Origin of the sequence: Tritonibacter scottomollicae, from assembly GCF_003003215.1 — a bacterium.
Lineage (GTDB): Bacteria > Pseudomonadota > Alphaproteobacteria > Rhodobacterales > Rhodobacteraceae > Epibacterium > Epibacterium scottomollicae.
In genome coordinates this window covers 1-20,812 of sequence record NZ_PVUF01000028.1, presented here as the reverse complement: position 1 = coordinate 20,812, position 20,812 = coordinate 1, and the positions used below count along the sequence as shown (strand labels likewise).

Sequence of the window (20,812 nt, the reverse complement as noted above, 5' to 3'; positions counted from 1 at the left end):
GTGCGAACGGCATCATACCGATCCGCCGTAACGGTCGTGCCTGGAAGGCTGACTGCCCCGCGGCCATTGCGCGAAACGAGATCTTCCACGCAACCCGGCACCTAGGCCGGGCGCTCTGGAAAACGTGGACGCGATACCATGTCCGCAGCCGGGTCGAGGCCAGGATGAACTGCCTCAAGCGCTTCGGGGAACGGATCATGTCACGAGACCCTGACCGCCAAACCGCCGAAATTCACATCCGCATCGCAATCATGAATACCTTCTCGGCCCTCGGCACAGCCGAGATCGAAGCCGTAACCTGAACTCAGGTGGGAAAGGGCAAACTCATCCCCGAACCTGATTGGCGCAACAACGCCCCTTCAGCCCCTCCTGTCGCTAGATCCGTTCAACACGCTTGTGATTCACATGCCAGCCGCTGTTGTTCAGCATACCGACAATCATACGATATCCATAACGCCCGAACTCTCGCGTCAACTCGATGATGTCCTCAGTCAGCCGCTCTTCGTCCGGCAGACCAGGGGGCGCCTTGCGCTGCGTCGAGCGATGCTGCCCCAATGTGCGTCAAACCCGACGCTCGGATACGCTGAGGGTTTGACGCACATGATCGATACATCGACGACGGCGGGAAGGGCTTAGAAGTGTCCCCGGGCGGCCTCGGTCAGGATCATCTTGTCCAGCGTCAGATCAGACACGGTGCGTCGCAGACGGGTATTCTCATTCTCCAACTCCTTCAGCCGCTTCAACTGATCTCGGCTCATGCCACCATACTTTTTACGTCTTCGGTAACAGGTCTGCTGCGTTACGCCGATCTGTCTGACCGCGTCTGTGATCGAGCTGCCTTGTCCTTGCAGCACTTCAACCTGCCGCAGCTTCAGCACGATCTCTTCGGGTTTGTCTCGCTTTCCAGCCATCTCTTGGTCCTCCTGAAAATGGGATAATACTATCCCAGTTGGTGGAGCACTTCAGTGGGGGCCTCCACCAAGAGGCGCAACAATGGTGACCACAAAATTTTTTTCCGCCTGTGGGTAAGTCACAGTTCTCCGATAATCTGGGTTCAACTTAAAGATGTATCTGCTAAACTCTATCGGAAAATGGAAATGATCGGGGTAGCACCTTTTGTACGAGAACACATTTAACAAGATCGAACGAAACCATCGCGTAGAAGACAGTATCGCCAACGAATTGGATCATGTCGAGAAGATCTCGGCCGCGCACGTTAAACTTGAACGAGAGGACAAAACACCGGACAGTTGCGTCAAATCGACAGAACGTGGGAAATATTGCAGTATTGGAGCCGAATTGTGAAGAACGTTGTGCTCGTTTGCCTTCTCACCCTTGCCGCGTCCGCCGCTTTCGCTGAAAACTGGCTGACCCGCCTCTTCTCATCACAACCAGAGCAGATCAGTTTTGAATGCGCGGTTCGAGATCACGACTGTCTAATAGGTTCGGCAATAGATTTGCTCATTCTACGTCTTCAGCACCGGGAAGACGAACGTAGTTGGACGCAGATCGCCGAAGAAGGCCAGCGGCTCCTCTCTATGGCCTCTAGTGAGTTAGATCGCATCCGTCTGCTCTCCAAGTTCGAAGCCATCGAACTGCCTGACGGTTTTCTCGAAAGGCTCAATGTACCACCTACCCAAGATACCTCTTGGATCACAGAACCACAGGTCAGAGCAGATTTCCGTGAGTTACACTCTTCCGTCCAAGGCAATTTCGAGTTGTACGCAAACTATGCCATAGAGACGCTACTCGAACGCGACTCTGCGCGAGCAATGTCAATCTGGTGGGACTATCTGGAAATGCTTCAGCGTGAAAGCCCCGACACCGTTGAATCGGGGTTTCGCTGGCTTTTGAAAAATGACGCGGAAGGCCTGGTCAGCTTTATTAACCAATACACACCGCCCGATTCCGCGCTTTTCGACGTCCATGAATTGATGGCGCACTATGCGGCCGATGCCTGCAGGTTTGGCGAGCCAGAACGCGGCGAGACCATCCTGGAGATGCTTGACCTCCTGATCGCGCGTGCCCGACCAACAGCAGATCTGGATGAGGGGTTCTTTGTGATGGATTACGCGCCATCCGTTGAGGCAAGCTTGCATTGCCGGGGTGAGGTTGAGGCGTTCAAAAGGCTAGATGACGTTATTGCGCTCGCCGATAGGGCGATGAAAGCCGTGGGCGAACGGATCACCGAAGAAAGGCAACGAGCCTTCGCCATTAGTGTTATCCGCTCGGAAGTCGGAGAAGGATCAACCATTCCTCTGGCCATTTGGTTGCACCGGGAGGGCCGTCGCCAAGATGCGGAGCACACGCTAGCAAGAATGCCTTATTATGGCACGACGACGACGATTCAGGGTCTTACAGAGAGCGGTATTCTTTCGCTCGAGGCCATGTCGGGAAGGCTGGATGAAGTGTTGCGGCACTACGGTGATGAAGACAGTTACTATGAAAACCCAAACGTTGTTCTGGATTGGTTCGCGCGTGTATATGACGAAGAATATTTTAACAGGTGTTGCGTTCAAGATGAACTGCTTAAGCGGGTTCTGGATGCGAGTAAAAAACTTGGGCCAGATCCAAAGGCGCAGGCGGCGGCTCTGCGTGTGTTCGAATATCTCGAGCGGTTGCATCAAAGTGGGTCGCTCAAGCTTTACGAATGGCACGAGATCGAAATTAATTTTGCACGCTCCGAACGTGAAACATCCGGCTGTCAGGTGGCCGACGCGACACTTCGGCGGTGGCTCGACGCAATCGCAACTTACCCGAGCCTTGTGAAGCGTCAATACTTCCAATCAGCCTATCCCGGTGACTGGCACCAGTCCAAGGTAACCGAGGCCTATTTGGGGTATCTTACAGCCGCCCCAGGTGAGGTAAACGGCCCCTGCCTGATCAACTGATACTAAGTAATTGTCACATCCCATGAGCTGGTATCGAATTTTTTTGAACAGCTCGGGTTTGAGTTTGTGCTGCTAGAGTGCCTAATCCCTGACAGAATGAACTGCGTTGAGTTTTCCGGATAAATGATATTCCCAAGGCAGGACCGTAGCCCCAATGCAAAAAAAACGGCCAGTAGGCCGCTTTTCTTGGTTTGGACTGCTCGTTAGGACTTGTTGGGCACGTATCAGCCCATGCGTGTCTGGTAGGAGGTATAGGATTCATCACGTGGACCACTTCAGTGGGGGCAGACCACAGGAGCTATAACAGTTTTCCCAGACTTTAAGAGGAAAATGCAACTTGGGCTTGACGCGACGAAAAATGGAGCGTTTCGCATTCACACTGAAGGTAGTTATATTGCCACCATCGGAAGTTCGATATATTGCGAGATTTCCGAAGGCTTAGACATCAATACCGGGGAGGTATATTGACATCCAGTCTTCTAGGAAAACCACGATTAGCTCAAGAACTGGCATCACTCTGGACACGCCTGCTACATTAATCCTTAACTCAAGCAAAACGCTTGTGCCGTCGTGTGGAAAGGTTCGCATTGTTTTTCAACCGAATGGCGCAAATATTTTTGACGGAACGAGCATCAGCGAACTTGCCACCGAGCAGGTATCAATAAGAAGAAAAAGGGGGATATAAACTGATGACTTACAGGATGACATTAATTTTCATCGCCCTTAGCGCTTCTATAGCCGGATGCAAGGAAGAAAAAGTTCCGCTAGGTGTATATTGCGACGAGAATGTGGCTGAAACTGTAAAATTCAGTTCTGCGCTAACCTATGGAATAGATATTTCTCCTCCAGTCGTGAAAGGCGTTCGCGCTTTCCACGAAGTGGATCTGTCACAAGTTCCAATTCGATCAGGAAGCGCGCTCGGCTTGCTGGCAAATGATGGAAATGGAGTTTTTTATAGCCAGCCATGTAAGGGAGAGTTGTGTGGATTTGATAGCGGACTGCGTATTATAGCGAAATGCCGATCTGAACCGCAGTGTAAAATTGTGGGTTCATATAAAAATCGCACATTTTACCCTTTGTATGAGCTTGATGATCAAGGCGGGCACATTTGTCGTGAGGGCGGCCAATGACACAGTTCCCCTACGGCAATAACTTGTCCAAAGTATCCGAATGGATCGGGAGGTGGGACACTCCATTCAACTCGTGGTATGTACAATACTTGGGTGGGGCCGCTTCATTGGACGATTTGTGCAACGGAGCCGGCCGGACGCATTCTATGACGGAATCGGCACGGCCGATTGTGAAAGCTGTGGGGTGCCGTTCGGGTTCAATCTGACGTTCTGAACGACCCACTTCCACAGCGCATTGAGGGCTGGCTTGAACCGATCACTGCTGACCTAGGGAAGGTTGGTGCTGGTTTCTCAGAGCTGTGCCGCCGCATGACGGCAGTGAGTCCTTTTGACTGCGATCCAGCAGCGGCTACATCGGGTTAATGAGAACGCATCTGGTTGGCGATAGAGGCTTGCCTGTTGAGAGGAGTATGAATGGCTGACAATCTGATCGCCGGAGAATGCCTTTGCGGTGCTGTGAAATTCCACATATTGGGAGCTTTCGAGAGTTTTTTCCTGTGCCACTGCTCCCGATGCCGCAAAGGCAGCGGTCAGGCCCTGATTTGTGCAACAACGCCACGCCGCAGCACAAAACTGCGAAGCTTTGCGTCAATTCGTTGAGGTTGCAAATGTCTCTATCCTGCGCTGCGCTGTGCGGAGCAGTGCCCTGGTCAGTTAAGTAGACTTAAGATTCGCTCTCGGGAAATTTTTCGCGCTTGCAGCGAAGCCTTCGCTGCACCCGGCAAAAATGTCGTTGTCGGGCTGGCTGGCGTCATCTGGCCGCTTGTGCCTGCTGCAACCTTCCTGCCGCACCGCTGCTTGGAGCCCAACGTGCTTTTAAATCGCGTTAGTTCTGACAGTCATCTCATATGTCAACAGAGCCTGAGAACACCGTCTACTTCTATGCGCAAGCAGTGGCCTCGGAGCGGTCGGTATGGTAGGACATTCGGGAATTGCGCGCGTGCAGCGACTACCCGGAAGCACGCGCCCATGAAGCAAAGTGCTCAACTTCTGAAAAGCGCGGATGATCGCTGCGGCTCACCGCCCAAAAAGTTCTGCCAGGCAAACCCACTTCAGACAGGCGCACCAAGTGCCCGGCTGCGACAGCGGGGCCAGTCAACACGCTGGAAGCCAGTACCACGCCTTGACCGGCAAGCGCCGAGTCTATGGCATTGATTTCCTCGGAAAAGTGCTGTGCGATCTCGGGCACCGCAGCCCCGAGCCCGGCTGCGTGAGACCAGCGCTGCCAGCTGGGCGACGCTTCCGCGCCGCAATTCCAGCGGTACTGGATCAGCGGCAGGCGCAAGATACCGGCGTCGTCGTTGATCGGAGCCCGGCGCAGCAGTTCCGGCGCGCAGAGCGGGATCAGGCTGTCTTCGAACAGCGGCAGCCAATGGTCTTCGGGCTGCGCCTCGACTGCGTAGCGAACCGCAAAGTCGACATCGCTACCGGACAGGTCTACCGGCTGGTTGTCGGCCTCGACCTTCAGGTTCAATCCGGTCTGACTGCGCAACGCGGGCAGGCGCCGCATGAGCCAGAGGCTGGCAAACGCCACCGTGACGGACACCGTCAGCGGACGGTTCGTCTCCTGCTGCGAAATCCCCGCGATGGCGCTGCTCATGCGGTCGAAACTCTCGCGCAGTACCGGGTATAATGCCGCGCCTTCTGCCGACAGGCGGATTGGGCGCGGATAGCGGTGGAAGAGTTTCACCTCCAGGATCTCTTCCAGCTGGCGGATCTGGTGGCTGATCGCGGTTGGCGTCAGGTGAAGCTCGGCTGCGGCTCGAGCGAAATGAAGATGCCGGGCGGCGGCTTCAAAAGCACGTAGCGCGTGGAGCGGAGGCAGGCGCCGCATCGGTTCAATCCTTTCCGTTCGGGGTGGTGGCAGGGTGAATTTCATTCACCCTGACCATGAGAAATTCGCTTTCGCCAGAGGCTTGGCCGCTTGGTAGGCAGAATGCGCAGTGCATAAACTCAGGAGATTGCCCATGCCCACTCTGTTGCGAATTGATGCCAGCGCCCAGCTTGAAGAGCGCTCCCTCACACGTCATCTGACCGGGCTGTTCACGCAGACCTTTCTGGCGCAAGCACCGGACACGAAAGTGATCACCCGGGATGTCGGCCTGAACCCGATTCCTGCCATCGACCACAAATTCATCCATGCGGCCTTTACCCCGTCCGACGCGCGTGAGCCGTGGATGAACGAGCGTCTGGCCCTGTCCGACGAGTTGGTCGATGAGGTGATCGCGGCGGATATCGTTGTCCTGGGCGCGCCGATGTACAACTACGGAATGCCGACCGCCCTGAAGGGCTGGATCGACCACATCGCGCGGATCGGTCGGACCTTTTCCTTTGACCTGGCCCGCGGCGATACACCGATCGAGCCGATCCTGTCGGGAAAACGGCTGGTGGTGCTGTCGTCGCGTGGTGAATTCGGCTTTGCGCCGGGTGGGCCGCGCGCGCATCTCAACGCGCTTGACCCGGCTCTGGCGGCCTGTGCGCATTACTTCGGCGTGGCGCAGGCAGATATCGCGACGATCGCGATCGAATATCAGGAATTCAAAGATGCGCGTCACGAGGCATCGGTTGAATCGGCAGAGGCCCGTACCCGCGACCTGGCCGTGAAACTGGCCGGTGGGACGGCGCAAGCGGCCTGAAACAACCCTTTGAAACGGTAAAACTTGGTGGCGCGGATTTAAAACCGTGCCACCAATTCGTTTTGCGGTCAGGTTCATTCGGGTTCCCGGTGCAGCTTGACCTCCAGCGCGCTTGGCTCAGCATCTTCGCCATTGATCGGCAGAAGGTCCATCGGGCAGCAGGAAATCACCACCACAGCATCCATTTCAGCGCGGAACAGCACATGATCCCCTTTGGTCGAGACAGGGGGGCGCCACTCCATTGCGCCACCTTCGATGACAGGCGTGTTCATCCAGAGGTTCAGCGGGCAGGGCACCGATGTCGGGCGCAGGCCGATGGCCCGCAGCGCCATGCGCAGGTTGTCGGTGCAATTGTCGTGATACCCCTGATGTCCAAGTTGGGCATACCGGTGAATATCGCAGGACGCGACAAGCGTGTCGTGAACGCCGGGCGAACTGTCCTCAACCAGTGTCAGGATCGGGCGCCGCCGGTTGGTCACCAGCGCGTCGCCGGGGCGCGGCGAGACACGCCGCAGCGTCGGGCGCAGGTGCTCCATCGACAGATATTCGTTGCAGTCACCTTCGACAAAGGCCCAGAAATCGCCGATCTGGCTGCCGTCGCGGTTGATAACCGACAGCAGCTCACCCTTTTTCACCCGCATCGCCCGGCCCTGACGGGCGGGAATGGTGTAGGTCGTATTGGGGCTGAGGCGGCCATCCTCCGAAAGCGTCTGATGTGCGCTCGGGTTTTCACCGTCGGGCCGTGCGGCATCAAAGGGGGTATCGCGGGTATCCATCTTTATTTCTCCATCAGGACGGGATGAGCGTAGGGCGCTGCGGGCTCACGGTGCGGCTGCCAGGCGCCTTCGGCCTCCTGGCTTGCGGCATAGGCGGCTATCTCTTCCAGCGGTGCGAACCAGACATCGCCTCGCGACAGCACCTCTTCGAGCCACTGCTCCACCACCCGCCAGCGGGCCAGCCGCCCGGTCAGGAAGGGGTGCCATATCCCGATCCAGAGCCCGCCAGCCTCGTATTGCGCCTCGAACTCCTCAAAGGAGGCCTCCAGCCCGCGGCGCGGCGACATCACCGGCATCTTGTAGCCGATCTCGTCGAAATGCGCGAAAGGCGGCCAGTCATCGCTGCCCCAATGCACCGGCAGCTCATAAAGTGAGCCGGCTGCGGTATCGATCCGATAGGGCAGGTCGTCCGCCATCATCGAGCTTTCATAGGTCAGCCCGTGTGTCACCGCGAGCGACAGCACCTCGGGGGTGACATTATAGACCGGGGCGCGATAGCCGCGCGGGGTGCTGCCGGTCATCTGCCGGTGAACCGCAAGCGCGCGTTCGAACCAATAGGTCTGTTCCTCGGTGCTCTGTTCGGCGGGGTCTTCGTGCAGGTATCCGTGGTGGCCGATCTCATGCCCACCGGCAAGGATCGCCTCGACCGTTTCGGGGTATTGTTCCATCACCCAGCCGGGCATGAAAAAGGACTGTTTGAGCCCCAACCGCCGGTAGGTGTCCAGAATACGCGGCACACCGGAATTCGGACCATAGCGGCCCATGCTGATCGGGTAGAGGCGACGGTGACCATCGTCCGGACGCGCGATGTGGATCAGGCTGTCGGCATCCACGTCAAACGTGATCGCACAGGCACAGCGGGCACCGTTTGGCCATTTTATCGGGTTACGGATCATGTCTGGGATTCCTTCTGCATCAGCAGCGTTTCGACCATTGCCGCGGTGGCAAGTAGAGTGCGGTCGCTGTCTGGCGGACCGACCAACTGCACTCCCACCCAAGCCCCCGCATTCGTTTTCCCGACGGGTAGAGAAATGGCGGGCAAATCCAGCAGGCTCGCAGGCATGGTCAGGCGTAGAGCCGCAGTATTTGTTGCGGCAAAGGTTTTGGGATCTTCCAGCAGCGGCGCCAGCTGCGGGGCTTCGATGGCAACCGTCGGCAGGAGGTAGATGGTACCGGAGGCCCGGACGGTTTCGCGCAACGCTCTGGCACCCTGTTTGACGCGCGCGATCTTGTCCGGGTCCAGACCGGCCGACACACGCAGCCGCGCCGCGACAAAGGGGTCGAGGTGAGGAGCGTTCTCGGTCTCGAGCAGATGCCCATAGGTTTCGACCGCCTCAATGGCGCCCGGCCAGCCGCCCGCGCGGATCAGCGCCAGTGCCTTATCCAGAGGCGACCGACTGGTGTGCTCCATCAGGACGCCCGCCTGTTCGAGAGCTGTCACCGCCTCCTTGCAGCGCTGGGAGACCGGCGCGGCAACACCGCCCCTGTCGAGCACGTCAATGAGAACAGACAGGCGGTCGACCGCGTCCGGGCTGGCCGTATCGCCGGACAGCATGGCATCCAGCTCGATGATGTCGGCAACCGAGCGGGCAAAGCTGCCAACCGTGTCATAGCTGGGCGCGAGTGGCATCACGCCGCGCATCGGATACCGTCCGCGCGTGGGCCGAAAGCCGACCACACCCTGAAACGCCGCGGGCACCCGGCAGGAGCCCGCAGTATCGGTACCGACCGCGAGGCGGGTGATCCCACGTGCGACAGAGGCCGCAGCCCCCGAGGAGGACCCGCCCGGCACCCGCCCGTCGAGGAGCGGAGTGCCGTGATGCGGATTGTAGCCGATGCCGGAGAACGCCAGCTCGGATTGATTAGTGACGCCGATGCTGACCAGACCGGCCTTGCAGGCACGCACCACCACCTCAGCATCCGCTGGGGCAGGGGCCTCGGGGCGCCAGTGGGCGGAACCGGCACGCGGGGTGACATCCTTGATCGCGATCATATCCTTCCAAGAGACCGTGCTCCCATCGAGGGGGCCCAATCTTTCGGTGCGACCATCGCTTTGACGTGCTTCCGCGCGGGCCCGGTCCGGCAACAGGGACAGAAAAACCTCCCCCTCCCGCCCGGCTCGACGCAGAGCCTCCACGGTGTTTTCGGCAACAGACCTCATGCAGCCCTCACTTTGGGGCCCGGTTCCGACTGTTGCGCGCTCTCCAGAAGAAATCCGTCATCGGAGTGCCAGGATGCATAGACCCGCGCGCCGATGCTTGCGTCCAACTGCTCCAGATCCCGCTGTTGAAGCTGCGCCACAAGGCTGTGACCTGACGCGGTTGCAAGATGCAAATTGACGACGGCCCCGGCAAATTCTTCTGACACCAGCGTGCAGGCGATTTCGTTTTCGCCCCAACCCGGCTCAACCGTCACGGAGATCCGGTCCGCCCGTACAGCCAGATCTGCGGCTGCGCCTTCGGCCAACCCGCTGCTGTGGGAAAGCCGGACTTTGCCGTCGCGTGTGTCCAAGAAGCGCTTGCTGCCCTCGCTGCCCGAAACCTTTCCTTCCAGCAGGCTGATCCCGCCGACAAACTGAGCAACAAATTTGCTGCGCGGCCGCAGAAAGATGTCCTGCGGGCTGCCAATTTGTTCGACCCTGCCGGCGTTCATGATGACAACCCGGTCGGCGAGCGAAAAGGCCTCGGAATGGCTGTGGGTGACATAGACAAAGGTGATGCCGAGTTCGCGCTGGAGCTTCTTCAGTTCGCCCTGCATCTTGATTGCCATATGGGCATCGAGCGCCGAAAGCGGCTCGTCCAAAAGCAGCACTTTGGGTTCCAGCACCAGGCTGCGGGCGAGGGCAACGCGCTGGCGCTGACCGCCTGACAGACGCGCGACATTGCGGTCTGCGTAGGTGGTAATGCCCAACCGTTCCAGCCAGTCGTCAGCGCGGCGGCGGCGTTCTGGCCCGGCAACGCCGCGCATCTTCAGTCCGAACTCGACGTTTTCCCGCACGGTCATGAAGGGGAACAGCGCTAGGCTTTGCCAGACCATGGGGGTTTCGCGCTCCCAGACCGGAAGTTGGTCGATCCGGTTGCCCGCAAGGGTGATCTCACCGCGGTCTGCGGTTTCAAGACCGGCAAGCATGCGCAGGCTCGTGGTCTTACCACAGCCGGACGGCCCCATGATTGCGATGAACTCCCCTTGCGCAATATCCAGCGAAAACTCTTCGACGGCGATGAAGGTACCATAGGACTTGGCAAGCCCCGCCAGTTTCAGATGTGTGTTGGTCATGATGTCTCCTCCTTGGACATGGCGCCGCCGCTCTGGCGCAGGACCACGGCAAGCGCGATTAGAACCAGCGTCAGGGTGACGGAAAAACTCAATGTGCCGATGACGTGGATGGTGGGGTCGACCTGCCCCTGAAGCGTGGTCAGAACCGCAACGGGAATGGTCTGGTTCAAGCCGCCCGTGAACCAGGAGATCACATATTCGTCGAATGACACGGCAAAGGTGATCAGGAAGGCGGCAAGGATGGCCGGCAACGTATGCGGCAGCACGATACGGGCGAGCGCGGAATGGGGCAGGGCACCGAGGTTCTGGGCTGCGGTTTCCAGCGTCTCATCCAGTTGCGCCAGACGCAGACGGCAGACCGCCATCGCAAAGGGTGCGGCGATCACGACATGCGCGGCAACCACTGCGGCAAGCGTGCCGGCAATGCCGATGCGGGAGAAGAAGGCCAGCATCGCCAAACCCAGGATGACCAGCGGCACCGTCGGCGGCAGCAAGGCCAGCGCCAGGACGGCTTTCTGGCCAAAGAACCGGAAACGATAATCCGCATAGGCTGCGGCAAATCCCAGGGCTGTGGCAATCAGCGCGGTGATCCCGGCAACCGTCAGGCTGTTGCTGAGGGCCTCTAGCATGGCGCGGTCGGTCAGGACCTGCGCGTACCACTTGGTGCTGAACCCAGACATGCTGAGGCTTGGGAAGCGGTCAGCGCTGAAGGAAAACAGGACTGCCGACAGGATCGGTGCGTAGAGCAGCAGGAAAACCAATGCGAGTCCGGCAACCCAGAAGGCTTTTGGCAAGGCGTGTTTAAGATGCGGAGGCATGTCTTAACCTTTCTCGCGGTAGGCCCAGAGGACGGTTACAAAGGCGGTGATCAACAGGCTGGCGATCATCAGCAGCGACACGACTGCGGCGCGCGGCCATTGCTGACCGGCCCGAACAAGGTCCGTCACGAGGATCGGCAGGGTTTGGAAGGTGCCGCCGCCCAGATAGGAGGCGCTGACGAACTCCGCATAGGACAGCAGGAAGGCAAACAGCAGCCCCAGCGTCAGCCCGGGCCGGGCCGCGGGCAGGATGATGCGGAACAGGATGGCTCCGGGACGGGCGCCAAGGTTGGCGGCAGCCGAAATCCCGGTCCGGTCCACATTGGCAAGGGCGATGGTCTGCATGATCAGGACCACCGGCAGCGCCAGCGTTGCATGGCCGAGAAACAGCGCGAAATAGGTGTTGAGAAGGCTTTCCCCTTTGCCACCAAACGCCTGAATAACCGAGGAGATCACGCCGCCCTCTGTCAGGAAGACCTGCCAAGAATAGATGCGGACGAGATAGCTTGTGAAAAACGGCGCAATCGCAAGCCCCAGCAGGATCAGCCGCTGGCGCGGGGCTGCGACAAAGGCCATCGCGTAGGAGGCCGGAAAGGCCAGCAGCGAAATCGCGACCGCGCTGGCCATCGACAAACCGTAGCTGCGCCAGAAACTGGCCCAGAGGAAATCGAGGCCTAGAACATACCGCCAGGCCGACAGCGTGGCGTCCGGCGTCAGCCGGTAGTTCACCACGGACCAGAATGAAATCGCCACCAGCAAGCCAAGCGGCACTGCAAAGAACAGCAGCAGCCAGGCAGGCAGCGGCAGGACCCAAAGCGCCTGCCAGGCACGGTTAAAGAGAAAGTGGAACCGGCGCCCCGAGGTGCGGGCCGGGAAAGCAGAGGAAGTCATGTCGATATCTCCGATAAGGCTGCAGCCCCGACGATTGCGCCGGGGCCGGACCGGACATCAGGCGTTTTTGTAACGCGTCCAGGCGTCGTTCCAGGTTTCCAGCGATTGCTGTACCGGAAGTTCTCGCAGTTGAATGCGCCCGGCGCGGATCTCATCGAGTGCATTGGGTCCGTTCAGCACCATGTTCTGGCGCTGCGCCTCTCCCGGCAGTTCATCATTCAGCCGCGCCCAGCCCGCCCGCGTCGGGATCATCGCCGGATAGGCCTTGAGCGTGGCGGTCTTTACCTGCCCTTCCGGCGACAGCATGTACTGGATGAATGTCCGGGCCAGATCCTGGTTTTCTGATCGCGCGCCGATCGACAGCGACTCTGTCCATTGCAGGCCACCTTCCTCGGGGATGGTCGTGGTGACATCCGCACCATCGCGGGCCAGCACGCCGGTGATCCAGTCGCCGATGCCGGGGATTGCGGAAACCTCGCCCGAACGCAGCGCCGACAGCATCCCGCCGTAATCATAAAAACCGCGCACCTGCGGCCGGAGCGACATCATCGTCTCGGTCAGTTTCGCCCAGTGCGCCTCATCAAGGTCAAACGGCGACGCGTTGCCATTGAGGAGGCTTAACGAACCCAGGTTGGGTAGATGCCAATCGAAATGGCCGATGCGTCCCTCGTGTTGCGGCCCCCACATGGTGCGATAGCTGCGGGCTTCCGCCTCGCTCATCGCGGCGCGGTTATGGGACAGCCCGAGGAAACCGAACCGCAGGAAAACCGCATAGGGCTGACCGTCGAACCAGTGGCCACGGAAATTCTGAAACTCCGGAAAGAAGTCGTCGAACGGGTAGTCCTCGGGCGTTAGCGGCTCAATGAAGCCCGCTTGCTGCAATTGCACGACGTATTCCGCATCCGACAGGATTACATCGTAGGTTCCGGCCGGAGACTGCGCCATCTGCGCAAGCATTTGATCGCCGCCAACATACTCCTTGGCACGGATGCGAACATTGTGCGCCTCTTCGAATGCGCCGATCACATCGGGGTCGGCATGGCCTGCCCATGTGAGCATCGACAAGTCACGGCGACCCTGTGCGCGCAGGACGGCCGGGGTGGCGATGACGGCCGCGCCCGCAAGCGCCCCCTTGATCAACCGCCGCCGGGTGGTGATAATATTATGTGTCATTTTTCCCTCCCTTTTCATTCCACAAGCTTCAGAAAGAGGAGGCCCAAAAACAAATGACCATTCGTCAGGCCAAGCTGAGTTTTCTTTGCGCAAGTGGGCGACGTCATGCGTAAACTACCGCCGTTAAACGCGATTCGAGCCTTCGAAGCGGTCGCCCGGAGGCTCAGTTTTGCCGAGGCGGCGGAAGAGCTGAGCGTCACCGCCACCGCCATCAGCCACCAGATCAGACATTTGGAAGCCTATCTTGGCTACCAGGTGGTAGAGCGCCGCCCCCGTCAGATCGCCCTCACTCCCGCCGGGCAAGAGTTGTTCCCCAAGCTGCAGACCGCGTTTGATATCTTGGGCGAAGCCTTCGCCATGCTCGACAAGGATGTCGAGCAATCGCTGGTTCGGGTCACAACCACATATGCCTTCGCGGAACGCTGGCTGGTTCCGCGCCTGCCAGAGTTTTTCGAAAAGCACGGCGAGATCAGGGTGGAGGTCGAAACCGATGACGACGTTCTGGACTTGCGGGTGGACCGGCTGGACCTGGCGATCCGATATGGCCCGGAGGCCTCGGTGAATGAGGACGTCGAGGTTTTGTTCTCGGATCGTTACATCCCAGTCAGTCTGGCTGATCGTCCGGAAACTGGCTTGCAGGACAGCCGGTTGCTGGGATTCCGCTGGCGCAACCCGGATATGGGCGGCCCGACCTGGGAAGAATGGTTCAAGGAAGCTGGGGAGCCGTTCCCGTCGGACCGCATTATCCGTTTCAGCGATGAAAGTGCGGCTTTTAACGCGCTGGATCAGGGGCTGGGGCCGCTTTTGTCCAGCAGTGCGCTAGTCGAAAAAGGTCTGCAATCAGGTCGCTACCAGCAAATCCCTGGTCCTGAGCTGCGCGGATTTGCCTATTGCCTTGTGCTCAATCCGCTGTCGCGCAACAAGCACGGCGTTAAGACATTCGCCGATTGGGTGAGGCAAGCTGCCAAACAGATATGAGCCCAATCGTCTCTGCATCGACAGCATTCATCTTTCCAGGTTTCAAATATGCCTAGACACAGATCTGGGCATTTGGCGCACAATCGCGCCCGATAGCAATCAGTTCACGCACCCCATTGTGCGCTGATCCACATGGTTCAGTAGTGATCAATCAACTTGGACGAGCTTCGAAGAATTTAAGCAATCGTCTGCGCTGGGTCGAACGATTGAAGAGAGCAGTACCGCTGGCCGTAATCCCGTGAACCTAAAAGAGACACCTTGCAGAGATGTAAGCCTTCTGCAGCCATCTCCATGGCGGGATTCCGTTCCTGCCGGCAGATGAACCCCTCGGCTTGCCGCAACGTTCGGCGGTTGGGAGAGCATGTAGCGATGCAGGCCGCTGAACTGGCGTTTATGTCTACCCGAGGCGCGGGACCTCTGACAGCAGCAGGGGGCACGTTGGGTTGCGTATCTAGGTCATCGGTGAAGGCGCCGCCCGGCCCACTCGAACCCCGCGGCCTTAGCTGGGGACTAGTCTGTCAGATGCCAAGCAAAACCGACTTTTGTGTCACATCGCTGACCCAGAGCGCGGCGCTGGCAGGGGCCAAGCGGTCGTTCGTGGAAATTGCAGCCAACGGCGGGAACGAGCCCATAGTTCAAAATGCTGCGCGGCGAGTGAATGTCGGCTTTCGTTGTATGCTGGCGAGTTCAACATTACTCAATGTCACTTCGCATCTTGTTGGCGAGAAAATCGATGAACACTCGGACCTTGCTCGCGAGGTTTCTTCCAGTTGGATAGACAGCGCTGACCGGAGTTGCGGGTGGTTCCAACGGATAACCCGGCAATACTGGAACGAGTCTGCCCGAGTTTAGGTCGTTGCGCGCGACCCAGGTTGGCAACATGGCGATGCCCAAGCCGGATTTCGCAGCCTCCCTCAAAAAGATGAGACTGCTGACTTGAACGCGCCCCAAAACTGGAACGCTCAATACACTCTCTCCAGACTTGAAATGCCATTTGGTTTGATCTGGCTCAACTCTGAAGGACAGGCATGACAATTGAACCAGATCTTGCGGATATTGAGGAGTGCCATTCTGCTCCAGATAGCCAGGACTCGCCACAAGAAGCGAGCGGCTCGTGCTCAAGCGTTTAGCGATGAGGCTGGAGTTTTCCAGATGCCCGACACGGACAGCAACGTCGATCCCCCTGCCAACCAGGTCTTCCAAGGCCGCGGATGTATGCAGTTGAACTCGCAGGTCCGGATAGGCCGCAAGAAACTCCGGCAGTATCGGAGACAAAAGGGTTTGAGCCAAATCCGTTTCCATCGTCACGCGTAGCACGCCTGACGGAGCATTGCTGAGTCCTGAAACCGCGCGCCGCGCCATATCCACATCTTCTACGATTTGCCGGGCGTGACGCAGATAGACTTCGCCTGCCTCAGTCAGCACTTGCTGGCGAGTTGTGCGCTGAAGCAGCCGGGCGCCTAGATATTCTTCGAGGCGCGAGATCTGCCGGGAGACTGCGGAAGGCGTGGTATGCGTGCTTCGCGCCACTGCAGAGAAGCTGCCCAGATCGCACACCTGCACAAAAAGTCGCAACGAGGATATGTCTTCCATTTATGCGCACTCCGCACAAGTGTTGTTCTAAGCCTCCTACTTAATGCCAAACTTGCTCAAATCATAGATTGTTCATAGGCGACGTTCGGACTTGGCGACGCCGAAAACATCAACCATCAAGAAGTGAGCATCCTATGCCCAAAACGATACTTGTTACCGGAGCGTCCAGCGGATTCGGACGCCTGATTTGTGAAACCTTGGCCGGTTCGGGCCACATTGTTTTTGCCTCGATGCGCGAAACCAGTGGCAAGAACAAGGATCATGCTAACACACTACGCGACCGGGGTATGAAAGTGGTCGACCTAGATGTTACAAAATCCGCTTCCGTTGAATCGGCAGTGGCAGAAATCGTGACAACCCACGGTCACGTTGATGTACTTGTGAACAATGCCGGCGTTGCGTCTGCCGGGGTGTCCGAAGCGTTTTCAGATGAGCAGGTCGCAAATCTATTCGACGTGAACGTCCTGGGCCTGCACCGCGTCACGCGCGCTGTTCTACCGTCGATGCGTAAAAATGGGGATGGTCTTGTCATCAACATCGGTTCGATCCTCGGTCGTGTGACGTTTCCGTTCTTTGGAATCTATGGTGCGAGCAAGTTCGCTGTGGAAGCAATGAGTGACAGTTACCGCTATGAACTCTCTCAACTCGGTGTTGACGTTTGTCTGGTTCAACCCAGTGCATATCCGACACAAATGTACGCAAGTGCGGCCCAGCCGTTGGACCAAAGCACAGTGGATGCCTATGGGGAAATCGGAAAAATTCCCGCTGCTATGTTCGACCAGTTCATGACCATGCTCTCGGGCGCGGATGCACCGAACCCCCAAGATACCGCCGATGCAGTTTCAGACCTAGTCGCGCAGCCCTCTGGCGCTCGGGCGACCCGTGTGGTCGTTGGCACCAGTTTCGGCGCTGATGCGGTTAATGCGGCGATAGCACCGATACAGGCGGAAACTGTCAAAGCCCTTGGCGTTGATCGTCTTGAACGTTCGAAAGTCGCCTAGCTGGTAAGCTGACCGAGGAGCCTCACGCTCCGGAACGCTCCACAGGAAAACGTTCCCGTGGAGCGTTCGCGACGCGAATTTCGCGAAATGAAACTGCAGGTCAACCGCTGACTGGCATTCTGACCGGTCGATGAAAGGCAGGTCTGGGCCGTGAGCGACGCCGCGAGAGGGGCGACCAGAGGTTTGTGGCCCTGCCGCGAAGCGAAGGTCCGGAAAGAGCCCGATCCGCGTGATGCAGCAGTATTCGCGAAGGTCCGCCTTGCGATTGTACAGCGCGCAGCCTGATGGGACTTTGGTCGTTCAAATGAATTGGCCGCACGTCGCGACCCAGTCCTGAAACACTTTTGTGCTTTGAGACTTTGGTAACCTTGCGGTAAGAAAATATGACGTCCCTAAATCTATTTCGCCCTCAGGCCACATCCGCAGCCCCCCGTCGCGCACCGCGCCGCTTGCTATGGAACGCCAGCCCAGCATGACGCCGCGCCCGTCGAGCACCGCTTGCGCCGCCTGCACGTAATTGTTGAAGGTCTGCCCAGACAGACGCGTCCGCGGAATGTCCTTTGCGCGAAGATAGTCCTCCCACCCCGCCCAGTGCTGGTTGTGCGGGCTGCGCACATGGATGAGAGGTGCCCGGTCGAGGCCTGTGCCTTCGGCCTGCAACCGCGCTAGTAGGGTGGGCGCGGCTACCGGGCAAACCCGTTCGTCGAAGAGCTTGAGCGTTGTGCCCTCGCGCCAGCCACCGGTACCGTAGCGGATCGCGATGTCGATGCCGGGAGAAAGATGCGGCAGGTCGGTTGCGGGGGCCTGCACATTCACCGTCATCTCCGGATGCGCGGCGTAGAACTCGGGGAGGCGCGGCATCAGCCAGTAGGTCGCCATGCCGAGTGTGCAGGACACCGTGACCTGCGACCCGTCCTCCCCGCTGAGTGCCCGAATATCCTCGAGCGCGGCCGAGATCTGCCCCAGTCCGTCGCGCACCGCGCGGGCTAGAAGCTCGCCCGCCTCGGTCAGCTGCGCTGGCCGCGTGGCGCGGTCGAAAAGCGTTGCCCCTACGTGCTCTTCCAACGCCTTGAGCGTCTGGCTCACAGCCGGCTGGGTCACGTTGATCCGCGCCGCCGCCAGCCGCATCGAGCCGTGCCGCGCGACGGCTTCGAAGGTGGCAAGCAGGCGCAGCGGTGGGAAACGGTCCATCAAATTAACCCATTGCTTAAGATATTATCAGGTTAATCCGCCTGTTTCGGGAAAGAAAGGCGTGGAATGCTTTTTTGCAGAAACGCTCCTCAATCCCTCACAACAAGCTGAGATACAACATGAACCTCATGACTTCCCCCGTGGTTGACCCAATCCTGCAGGACAATGGCCTGCGCATCCCCCTGTCCGACGGCCAAAGCCATTACTTCAACTATCACTGGCTTCGCGACAACTGCCCCAGCTCGTTCAACAGCATAACCCGCGAGCGCAGCTTTGACATCTTCCACCTTGAAAACGCCCCCAAGGCGTCAAGCGCCGAGGTCGTCGGCGACGCACTCGAGATCACATGGGCAGGTGAGGACCATGTCACCCGCTTCCCGCTGGCCTGGCTCGAATCCTACAAGACCACGGGGCGGCGCCCCGATCCCGCCGACCTCGCACGCGAGCCGTGGTATGGTGACGATTACCCGAACGTTCCGCGCTTCAGCCAGCCCGCGCTGAAGGCGGACCCGGCGCTGCGCGCCAAGTGGATCGAGATGATGCTGGTCAAGGGCTTCGTGATTATCACCGACATGCCCGACAGCAACGAGGGCCTCACCGAGACCGCCGAGATGATTGGCCAGATCCGTCCCACCTTCTTTGGCGATTATTTCGACGTGAAGACCCATATCAACCCGACCAACACCGCCTATACAGCCGCCGCGCTGGAGCTCCACACCGACACCCCCGCCGAGGAGAATGCGCCCGGCGTGCAGTTCCTGCATTGCCGCGCCAACACGGTAGAGGGCGGCTACAGCGTCTATGCCGATGGCGTCGCGGTGGCGAACGATTTTCGCGCACGGGATCCCGAGGGGTTCAAGATCCTCGCGCAAACCAAGGTGCCGTTCTTTTGCGAACATGACAGCTACGACATGCGGTCGCGCCAGACGATCATCGAGCTGGACCAGCACGGCGAAGTGTCCGGCCTGACGATCAGCCAGCACATGCTGGACATCTCAGACCTCGATCAGGAGCTGCTTGATCTCTGGTATCCGGCTTTCTGCAGATTCGGGAAGATGTTGCAGGAAGAGAAATACATGATGACCTTCTTGATGAAAGCGGACGAATGCATGGTCTTTGACAACCATCGCATCGTGCATGGCCGTGCCGCCTATACCGCCGAAAGCGGCGATCGCTACCTGCGCGGCTGCTACACCGACCGGGCCGAGATGCGCTCCAACTACCGTGCGCTGGTCAGCGAAGGACGTTTCAAATGAATGAGTTGAGCCCAGTTAACGAAGAGACTGCCTCTCTGAGGCAGGATCTCTCGGCGGCCTTCCGTATTTGTCACGCGATGGGCTGGAGCGAGTCGGTCGGCAACCATTTCAGCGCCGCCATGTCAGAGCATGAGTTTCTGCTGAATCCCTGCTGGCAGCATTTCGCCACGATCCGGGCCGAGGATCTGTTGCGCATCGACGCCCGCGACGGACGGGTGATCGAAGGCACCGGTGCGCCAGATGCCTCCGCTTGGTGTGTCCACGGCACGCTGCACCGCCGCAAGCCCAACGCGAAGGTGATCTTGCACGCGCATTCGCCCTATGCGACTGCGCTGGCCTGCCTCAAGGACCCGACGCTGGTGCCCATCGACAACAACACCGCGCGGTTCCACGGGCGGACCGCATATGACCTCGATTTTGGCGGCATCGCTGATGCGGTCGAGGAAGGTGAGCGACTGGCGGACAGCCTCGGTGACAAATCTGTGCTGGTGATGGGGAATCACGGCGTCACCATCGTTGGCGAGACGGTCGCGGCAGCCTTCGAAGACCTCTATTTCTTTGAAAAGGCAGCACAGACGCTGACCCTCGCGCGCTCGACTGGAGAGCCGCTGGCGGTACTGTCGGATGCGGTGGCACAGAACACCGCCGACGGCTGGATCGCCTATCGCGGCATGGCGCACCGGCATTTTGACTATCTCAAATCGCAGTTGCCTCATGTCGGCGTCTGACAGGTTGACGAACCGGAACCTCCCGTTGAGCGGAGCGATAGGCGTTCAGTCCCGGTCCCGCAAAATGCAGACGCCAGCAACCCTTCGGTGAACGGCAGCTTCATCCCGCACTGCCGACCCTCACCCATGAAAAATGCTGCGCGAGGCACGAATGGCCATTCGTGCCTCGGCCGAGCGCTGCGGTGCAACTTCACGAGACCGGACATTCGCCAATCGTGCGGCAGTTTCGGAGTATAAAGGTAAGGAGGGCGGGACACAGCGGCCGATCAGCCTTTCGGCGCCAAATCTTCTAAAAGGACGAACCGTTCCCATGATCAGCCCCATCTGAGTGGTCCAATTTGATTGTTAGTGCATGATCGGCCTTGGGTCCATCTGTACAATGGTTTCGGGGGCCGGAGGGCGGTAGCCCAATGCGCTGTGTGGTCGTTTCGTGTTGTAGTGTTTCCTCCATTCTTCGATCAGGATTTTCGCCTC

Annotated in this window: 19 protein-coding genes and 2 pseudogenes; 9 read left to right on the top strand and 12 right to left on the bottom strand. The window is 58.9% G+C overall.

The features are described from left to right. Window positions 1-302, top strand: a pseudogene (locus tag CLV89_RS21115) (IS5/IS1182 family transposase); the annotation flags it as partial. A gap of 76 nt (window positions 303-378) precedes the next feature. Here the strand turns inward: CLV89_RS21115 and CLV89_RS23060 are convergent. After that, window positions 379-911 (bottom strand): annotated as a pseudogene (locus tag CLV89_RS23060) (IS3 family transposase); the annotation flags it as partial. Window positions 912-1,301: 390 nt separating this feature from the next. Between CLV89_RS23060 and CLV89_RS21095 the strand changes: the two are divergent. The 3 genes from CLV89_RS21095 (at window position 1,302) to CLV89_RS23305 (ending at window position 4,621) form a co-directional block, all read left to right on the top strand. Continuing rightward, on the top strand, window positions 1,302-2,891 hold the full coding sequence (locus CLV89_RS21095; protein WP_106165577.1) for a hypothetical protein: 1,590 nt from the start codon (window positions 1,302-1,304) through the stop codon (window positions 2,889-2,891). A 701-nt stretch (window positions 2,892-3,592) separates the two neighbouring features. Continuing rightward, the gene (locus CLV89_RS22480; RefSeq protein WP_133166771.1) at window positions 3,593-4,021 is read left to right on the top strand and encodes a hypothetical protein; all 429 of its coding nucleotides are present in this window, start codon (window positions 3,593-3,595) and stop codon (window positions 4,019-4,021) included. A 414-nt stretch (window positions 4,022-4,435) separates the two neighbouring features. Beyond that, window positions 4,436-4,621, top strand: a complete 186-nt coding sequence (locus CLV89_RS23305) for a GFA family protein (protein ID WP_481000420.1) — start codon at window positions 4,436-4,438, stop codon at window positions 4,619-4,621. A 349-nt stretch (window positions 4,622-4,970) separates the two neighbouring features. Here CLV89_RS23305 and CLV89_RS21085 read toward each other — a convergent pair whose 3' ends face one another. Then, window positions 4,971-5,855, bottom strand: coding sequence for a LysR substrate-binding domain-containing protein (locus CLV89_RS21085; protein WP_106165576.1), 885 nt, complete (start codon window positions 5,853-5,855; stop codon window positions 4,971-4,973). 133 nt (window positions 5,856-5,988) lie between these two features. Between CLV89_RS21085 and CLV89_RS21080 the strand changes: the two genes are divergently transcribed. Then, complete coding sequence (locus CLV89_RS21080) at window positions 5,989-6,657, top strand: FMN-dependent NADH-azoreductase (protein WP_106165575.1); 669 nt, start codon at window positions 5,989-5,991, stop codon at window positions 6,655-6,657. A gap of 74 nt (window positions 6,658-6,731) precedes the next feature. On the opposite strand, the gene CLV89_RS21075 is transcribed toward CLV89_RS21080, so the two are convergent. Genes CLV89_RS21075 through CLV89_RS21045 form a run of 7 tightly spaced genes read right to left on the bottom strand, consistent with a single transcriptional unit; the run spans window position 6,732 to window position 13,591 of the window. Continuing rightward, window positions 6,732-7,433: a DUF1989 domain-containing protein gene (locus tag CLV89_RS21075; protein ID WP_106165574.1), complete on the bottom strand. Its 702-nt coding sequence runs from the start codon at window positions 7,431-7,433 to the stop codon at window positions 6,732-6,734. Between the two features lie 2 nt (window positions 7,434-7,435). Further along, window positions 7,436-8,329: a polysaccharide deacetylase family protein gene (locus tag CLV89_RS21070; protein ID WP_106165573.1), complete on the bottom strand. Its 894-nt coding sequence runs from the start codon at window positions 8,327-8,329 to the stop codon at window positions 7,436-7,438. After that, window positions 8,326-9,594: an amidase family protein gene (locus CLV89_RS21065; RefSeq protein ID WP_106165572.1), complete on the bottom strand. Its 1,269-nt coding sequence runs from the start codon at window positions 9,592-9,594 to the stop codon at window positions 8,326-8,328. Before CLV89_RS21065 ends, CLV89_RS21070 begins: the two co-directional genes overlap by 4 nt. Next, a complete protein-coding gene (locus CLV89_RS21060; RefSeq protein ID WP_106165571.1) occupies window positions 9,591-10,709 on the bottom strand; it encodes an ABC transporter ATP-binding protein in 1,119 nt (372 codons plus the stop codon). The genes CLV89_RS21065 and CLV89_RS21060 overlap by 4 nt, the downstream gene beginning before the upstream one ends. Next, on the bottom strand, window positions 10,706-11,527 hold the full coding sequence (locus tag CLV89_RS21055; protein ID WP_106165570.1) for an ABC transporter permease: 822 nt from the start codon (window positions 11,525-11,527) through the stop codon (window positions 10,706-10,708). Before CLV89_RS21055 ends, CLV89_RS21060 begins: the two co-directional genes overlap by 4 nt. Before the next feature lie 3 nt (window positions 11,528-11,530). Next, the gene (locus CLV89_RS21050) at window positions 11,531-12,418 is read right to left on the bottom strand and encodes an ABC transporter permease (RefSeq protein WP_106165569.1); all 888 of its coding nucleotides are present in this window, start codon (window positions 12,416-12,418) and stop codon (window positions 11,531-11,533) included. 57 nt (window positions 12,419-12,475) lie between these two features. Beyond that, the gene (locus CLV89_RS21045) at window positions 12,476-13,591 is read right to left on the bottom strand and encodes a polyamine ABC transporter substrate-binding protein (protein WP_106165568.1); all 1,116 of its coding nucleotides are present in this window, start codon (window positions 13,589-13,591) and stop codon (window positions 12,476-12,478) included. 105 nt (window positions 13,592-13,696) lie between these two features. On the opposite strand from CLV89_RS21045, the gene CLV89_RS21040 reads away from it, so the two are divergent. Beyond that, on the top strand, window positions 13,697-14,569 hold the full coding sequence (locus CLV89_RS21040; protein ID WP_106165567.1) for a LysR substrate-binding domain-containing protein: 873 nt from the start codon (window positions 13,697-13,699) through the stop codon (window positions 14,567-14,569). Window positions 14,570-15,262: 693 nt separating this feature from the next. Here the strand turns inward: CLV89_RS21040 and CLV89_RS21035 are convergent. Beyond that, window positions 15,263-16,162, bottom strand: coding sequence for a LysR family transcriptional regulator (locus tag CLV89_RS21035; RefSeq protein WP_106165566.1), 900 nt, complete (start codon window positions 16,160-16,162; stop codon window positions 15,263-15,265). A gap of 134 nt (window positions 16,163-16,296) precedes the next feature. On the opposite strand from CLV89_RS21035, the gene CLV89_RS21030 reads away from it, so the two are divergent. Continuing rightward, a complete protein-coding gene (locus CLV89_RS21030; RefSeq protein WP_106165565.1) occupies window positions 16,297-17,163 on the top strand; it encodes an SDR family oxidoreductase in 867 nt (288 codons plus the stop codon). Between the two features lie 300 nt (window positions 17,164-17,463). On the opposite strand, the gene CLV89_RS21025 is transcribed toward CLV89_RS21030, so the two are convergent. Beyond that, window positions 17,464-18,354: a LysR substrate-binding domain-containing protein gene (locus CLV89_RS21025; protein ID WP_106165564.1), complete on the bottom strand. Its 891-nt coding sequence runs from the start codon at window positions 18,352-18,354 to the stop codon at window positions 17,464-17,466. A gap of 119 nt (window positions 18,355-18,473) precedes the next feature. On the opposite strand from CLV89_RS21025, the gene CLV89_RS21020 reads away from it, so the two are divergent. Next, window positions 18,474-19,610, top strand: a complete 1,137-nt coding sequence (locus CLV89_RS21020) for a TauD/TfdA family dioxygenase (protein ID WP_106165563.1) — start codon at window positions 18,474-18,476, stop codon at window positions 19,608-19,610. After that, entirely contained in the window at window positions 19,607-20,338 is a 732-nt protein-coding gene (locus CLV89_RS21015; RefSeq protein ID WP_106165562.1) for a class II aldolase/adducin family protein, read from the top strand. The genes CLV89_RS21020 and CLV89_RS21015 overlap by 4 nt, the downstream gene beginning before the upstream one ends. 345 nt (window positions 20,339-20,683) lie before the next feature. Here the strand turns inward: CLV89_RS21015 and CLV89_RS21010 are convergent. After that, window positions 20,684-20,812: integrase core domain-containing protein (locus CLV89_RS21010; RefSeq protein WP_165798181.1), on the bottom strand; the 129-nt coding region annotated here is incomplete at its 5' end.

Excerpts from the sequence above, each read along its gene's own strand:
- CLV89_RS22480 (WP_133166771.1), top strand. The coding sequence starts at position 3,593 with ATGACATTAATTTTCATCGCCCTTAGCGCTTCTATAGCCGGATGCAAG.
- CLV89_RS21020 (WP_106165563.1), top strand. The coding sequence starts at position 18,474 with ATGAACCTCATGACTTCCCCCGTGGTTGACCCAATCCTGCAGGACAAT.
- CLV89_RS21050 (WP_106165569.1), bottom strand. The coding sequence starts at position 12,418 with ATGACTTCCTCTGCTTTCCCGGCCCGCACCTCGGGGCGCCGGTTCCAC.
- CLV89_RS21015 (WP_106165562.1), top strand. The coding sequence starts at position 19,607 with ATGAATGAGTTGAGCCCAGTTAACGAAGAGACTGCCTCTCTGAGGCAG.
- CLV89_RS21035 (WP_106165566.1), bottom strand. The coding sequence starts at position 16,162 with ATGGAAGACATATCCTCGTTGCGACTTTTTGTGCAGGTGTGCGATCTG.
- CLV89_RS21080 (WP_106165575.1), top strand. The coding sequence starts at position 5,989 with ATGCCCACTCTGTTGCGAATTGATGCCAGCGCCCAGCTTGAAGAGCGC.
- CLV89_RS21060 (WP_106165571.1), bottom strand. The coding sequence starts at position 10,709 with ATGACCAACACACATCTGAAACTGGCGGGGCTTGCCAAGTCCTATGGT.
- CLV89_RS21030 (WP_106165565.1), top strand. The coding sequence starts at position 16,297 with ATGCCCAAAACGATACTTGTTACCGGAGCGTCCAGCGGATTCGGACGC.
- CLV89_RS21045 (WP_106165568.1), bottom strand. The coding sequence starts at position 13,591 with ATGACACATAATATTATCACCACCCGGCGGCGGTTGATCAAGGGGGCG.
- CLV89_RS21070 (WP_106165573.1), bottom strand. The coding sequence starts at position 8,329 with ATGATCCGTAACCCGATAAAATGGCCAAACGGTGCCCGCTGTGCCTGT.
- CLV89_RS23305 (WP_481000420.1), top strand. The coding sequence starts at position 4,436 with ATGGCTGACAATCTGATCGCCGGAGAATGCCTTTGCGGTGCTGTGAAA.
- CLV89_RS21065 (WP_106165572.1), bottom strand. The coding sequence starts at position 9,594 with ATGAGGTCTGTTGCCGAAAACACCGTGGAGGCTCTGCGTCGAGCCGGG.
- CLV89_RS21055 (WP_106165570.1), bottom strand. The coding sequence starts at position 11,527 with ATGCCTCCGCATCTTAAACACGCCTTGCCAAAAGCCTTCTGGGTTGCC.
- CLV89_RS21025 (WP_106165564.1), bottom strand. The coding sequence starts at position 18,354 with ATGGACCGTTTCCCACCGCTGCGCCTGCTTGCCACCTTCGAAGCCGTC.
- CLV89_RS21075 (WP_106165574.1), bottom strand. The coding sequence starts at position 7,433 with ATGGATACCCGCGATACCCCCTTTGATGCCGCACGGCCCGACGGTGAA.
- CLV89_RS21085 (WP_106165576.1), bottom strand. The coding sequence starts at position 5,855 with ATGCGGCGCCTGCCTCCGCTCCACGCGCTACGTGCTTTTGAAGCCGCC.
- CLV89_RS21040 (WP_106165567.1), top strand. The coding sequence starts at position 13,697 with ATGCGTAAACTACCGCCGTTAAACGCGATTCGAGCCTTCGAAGCGGTC.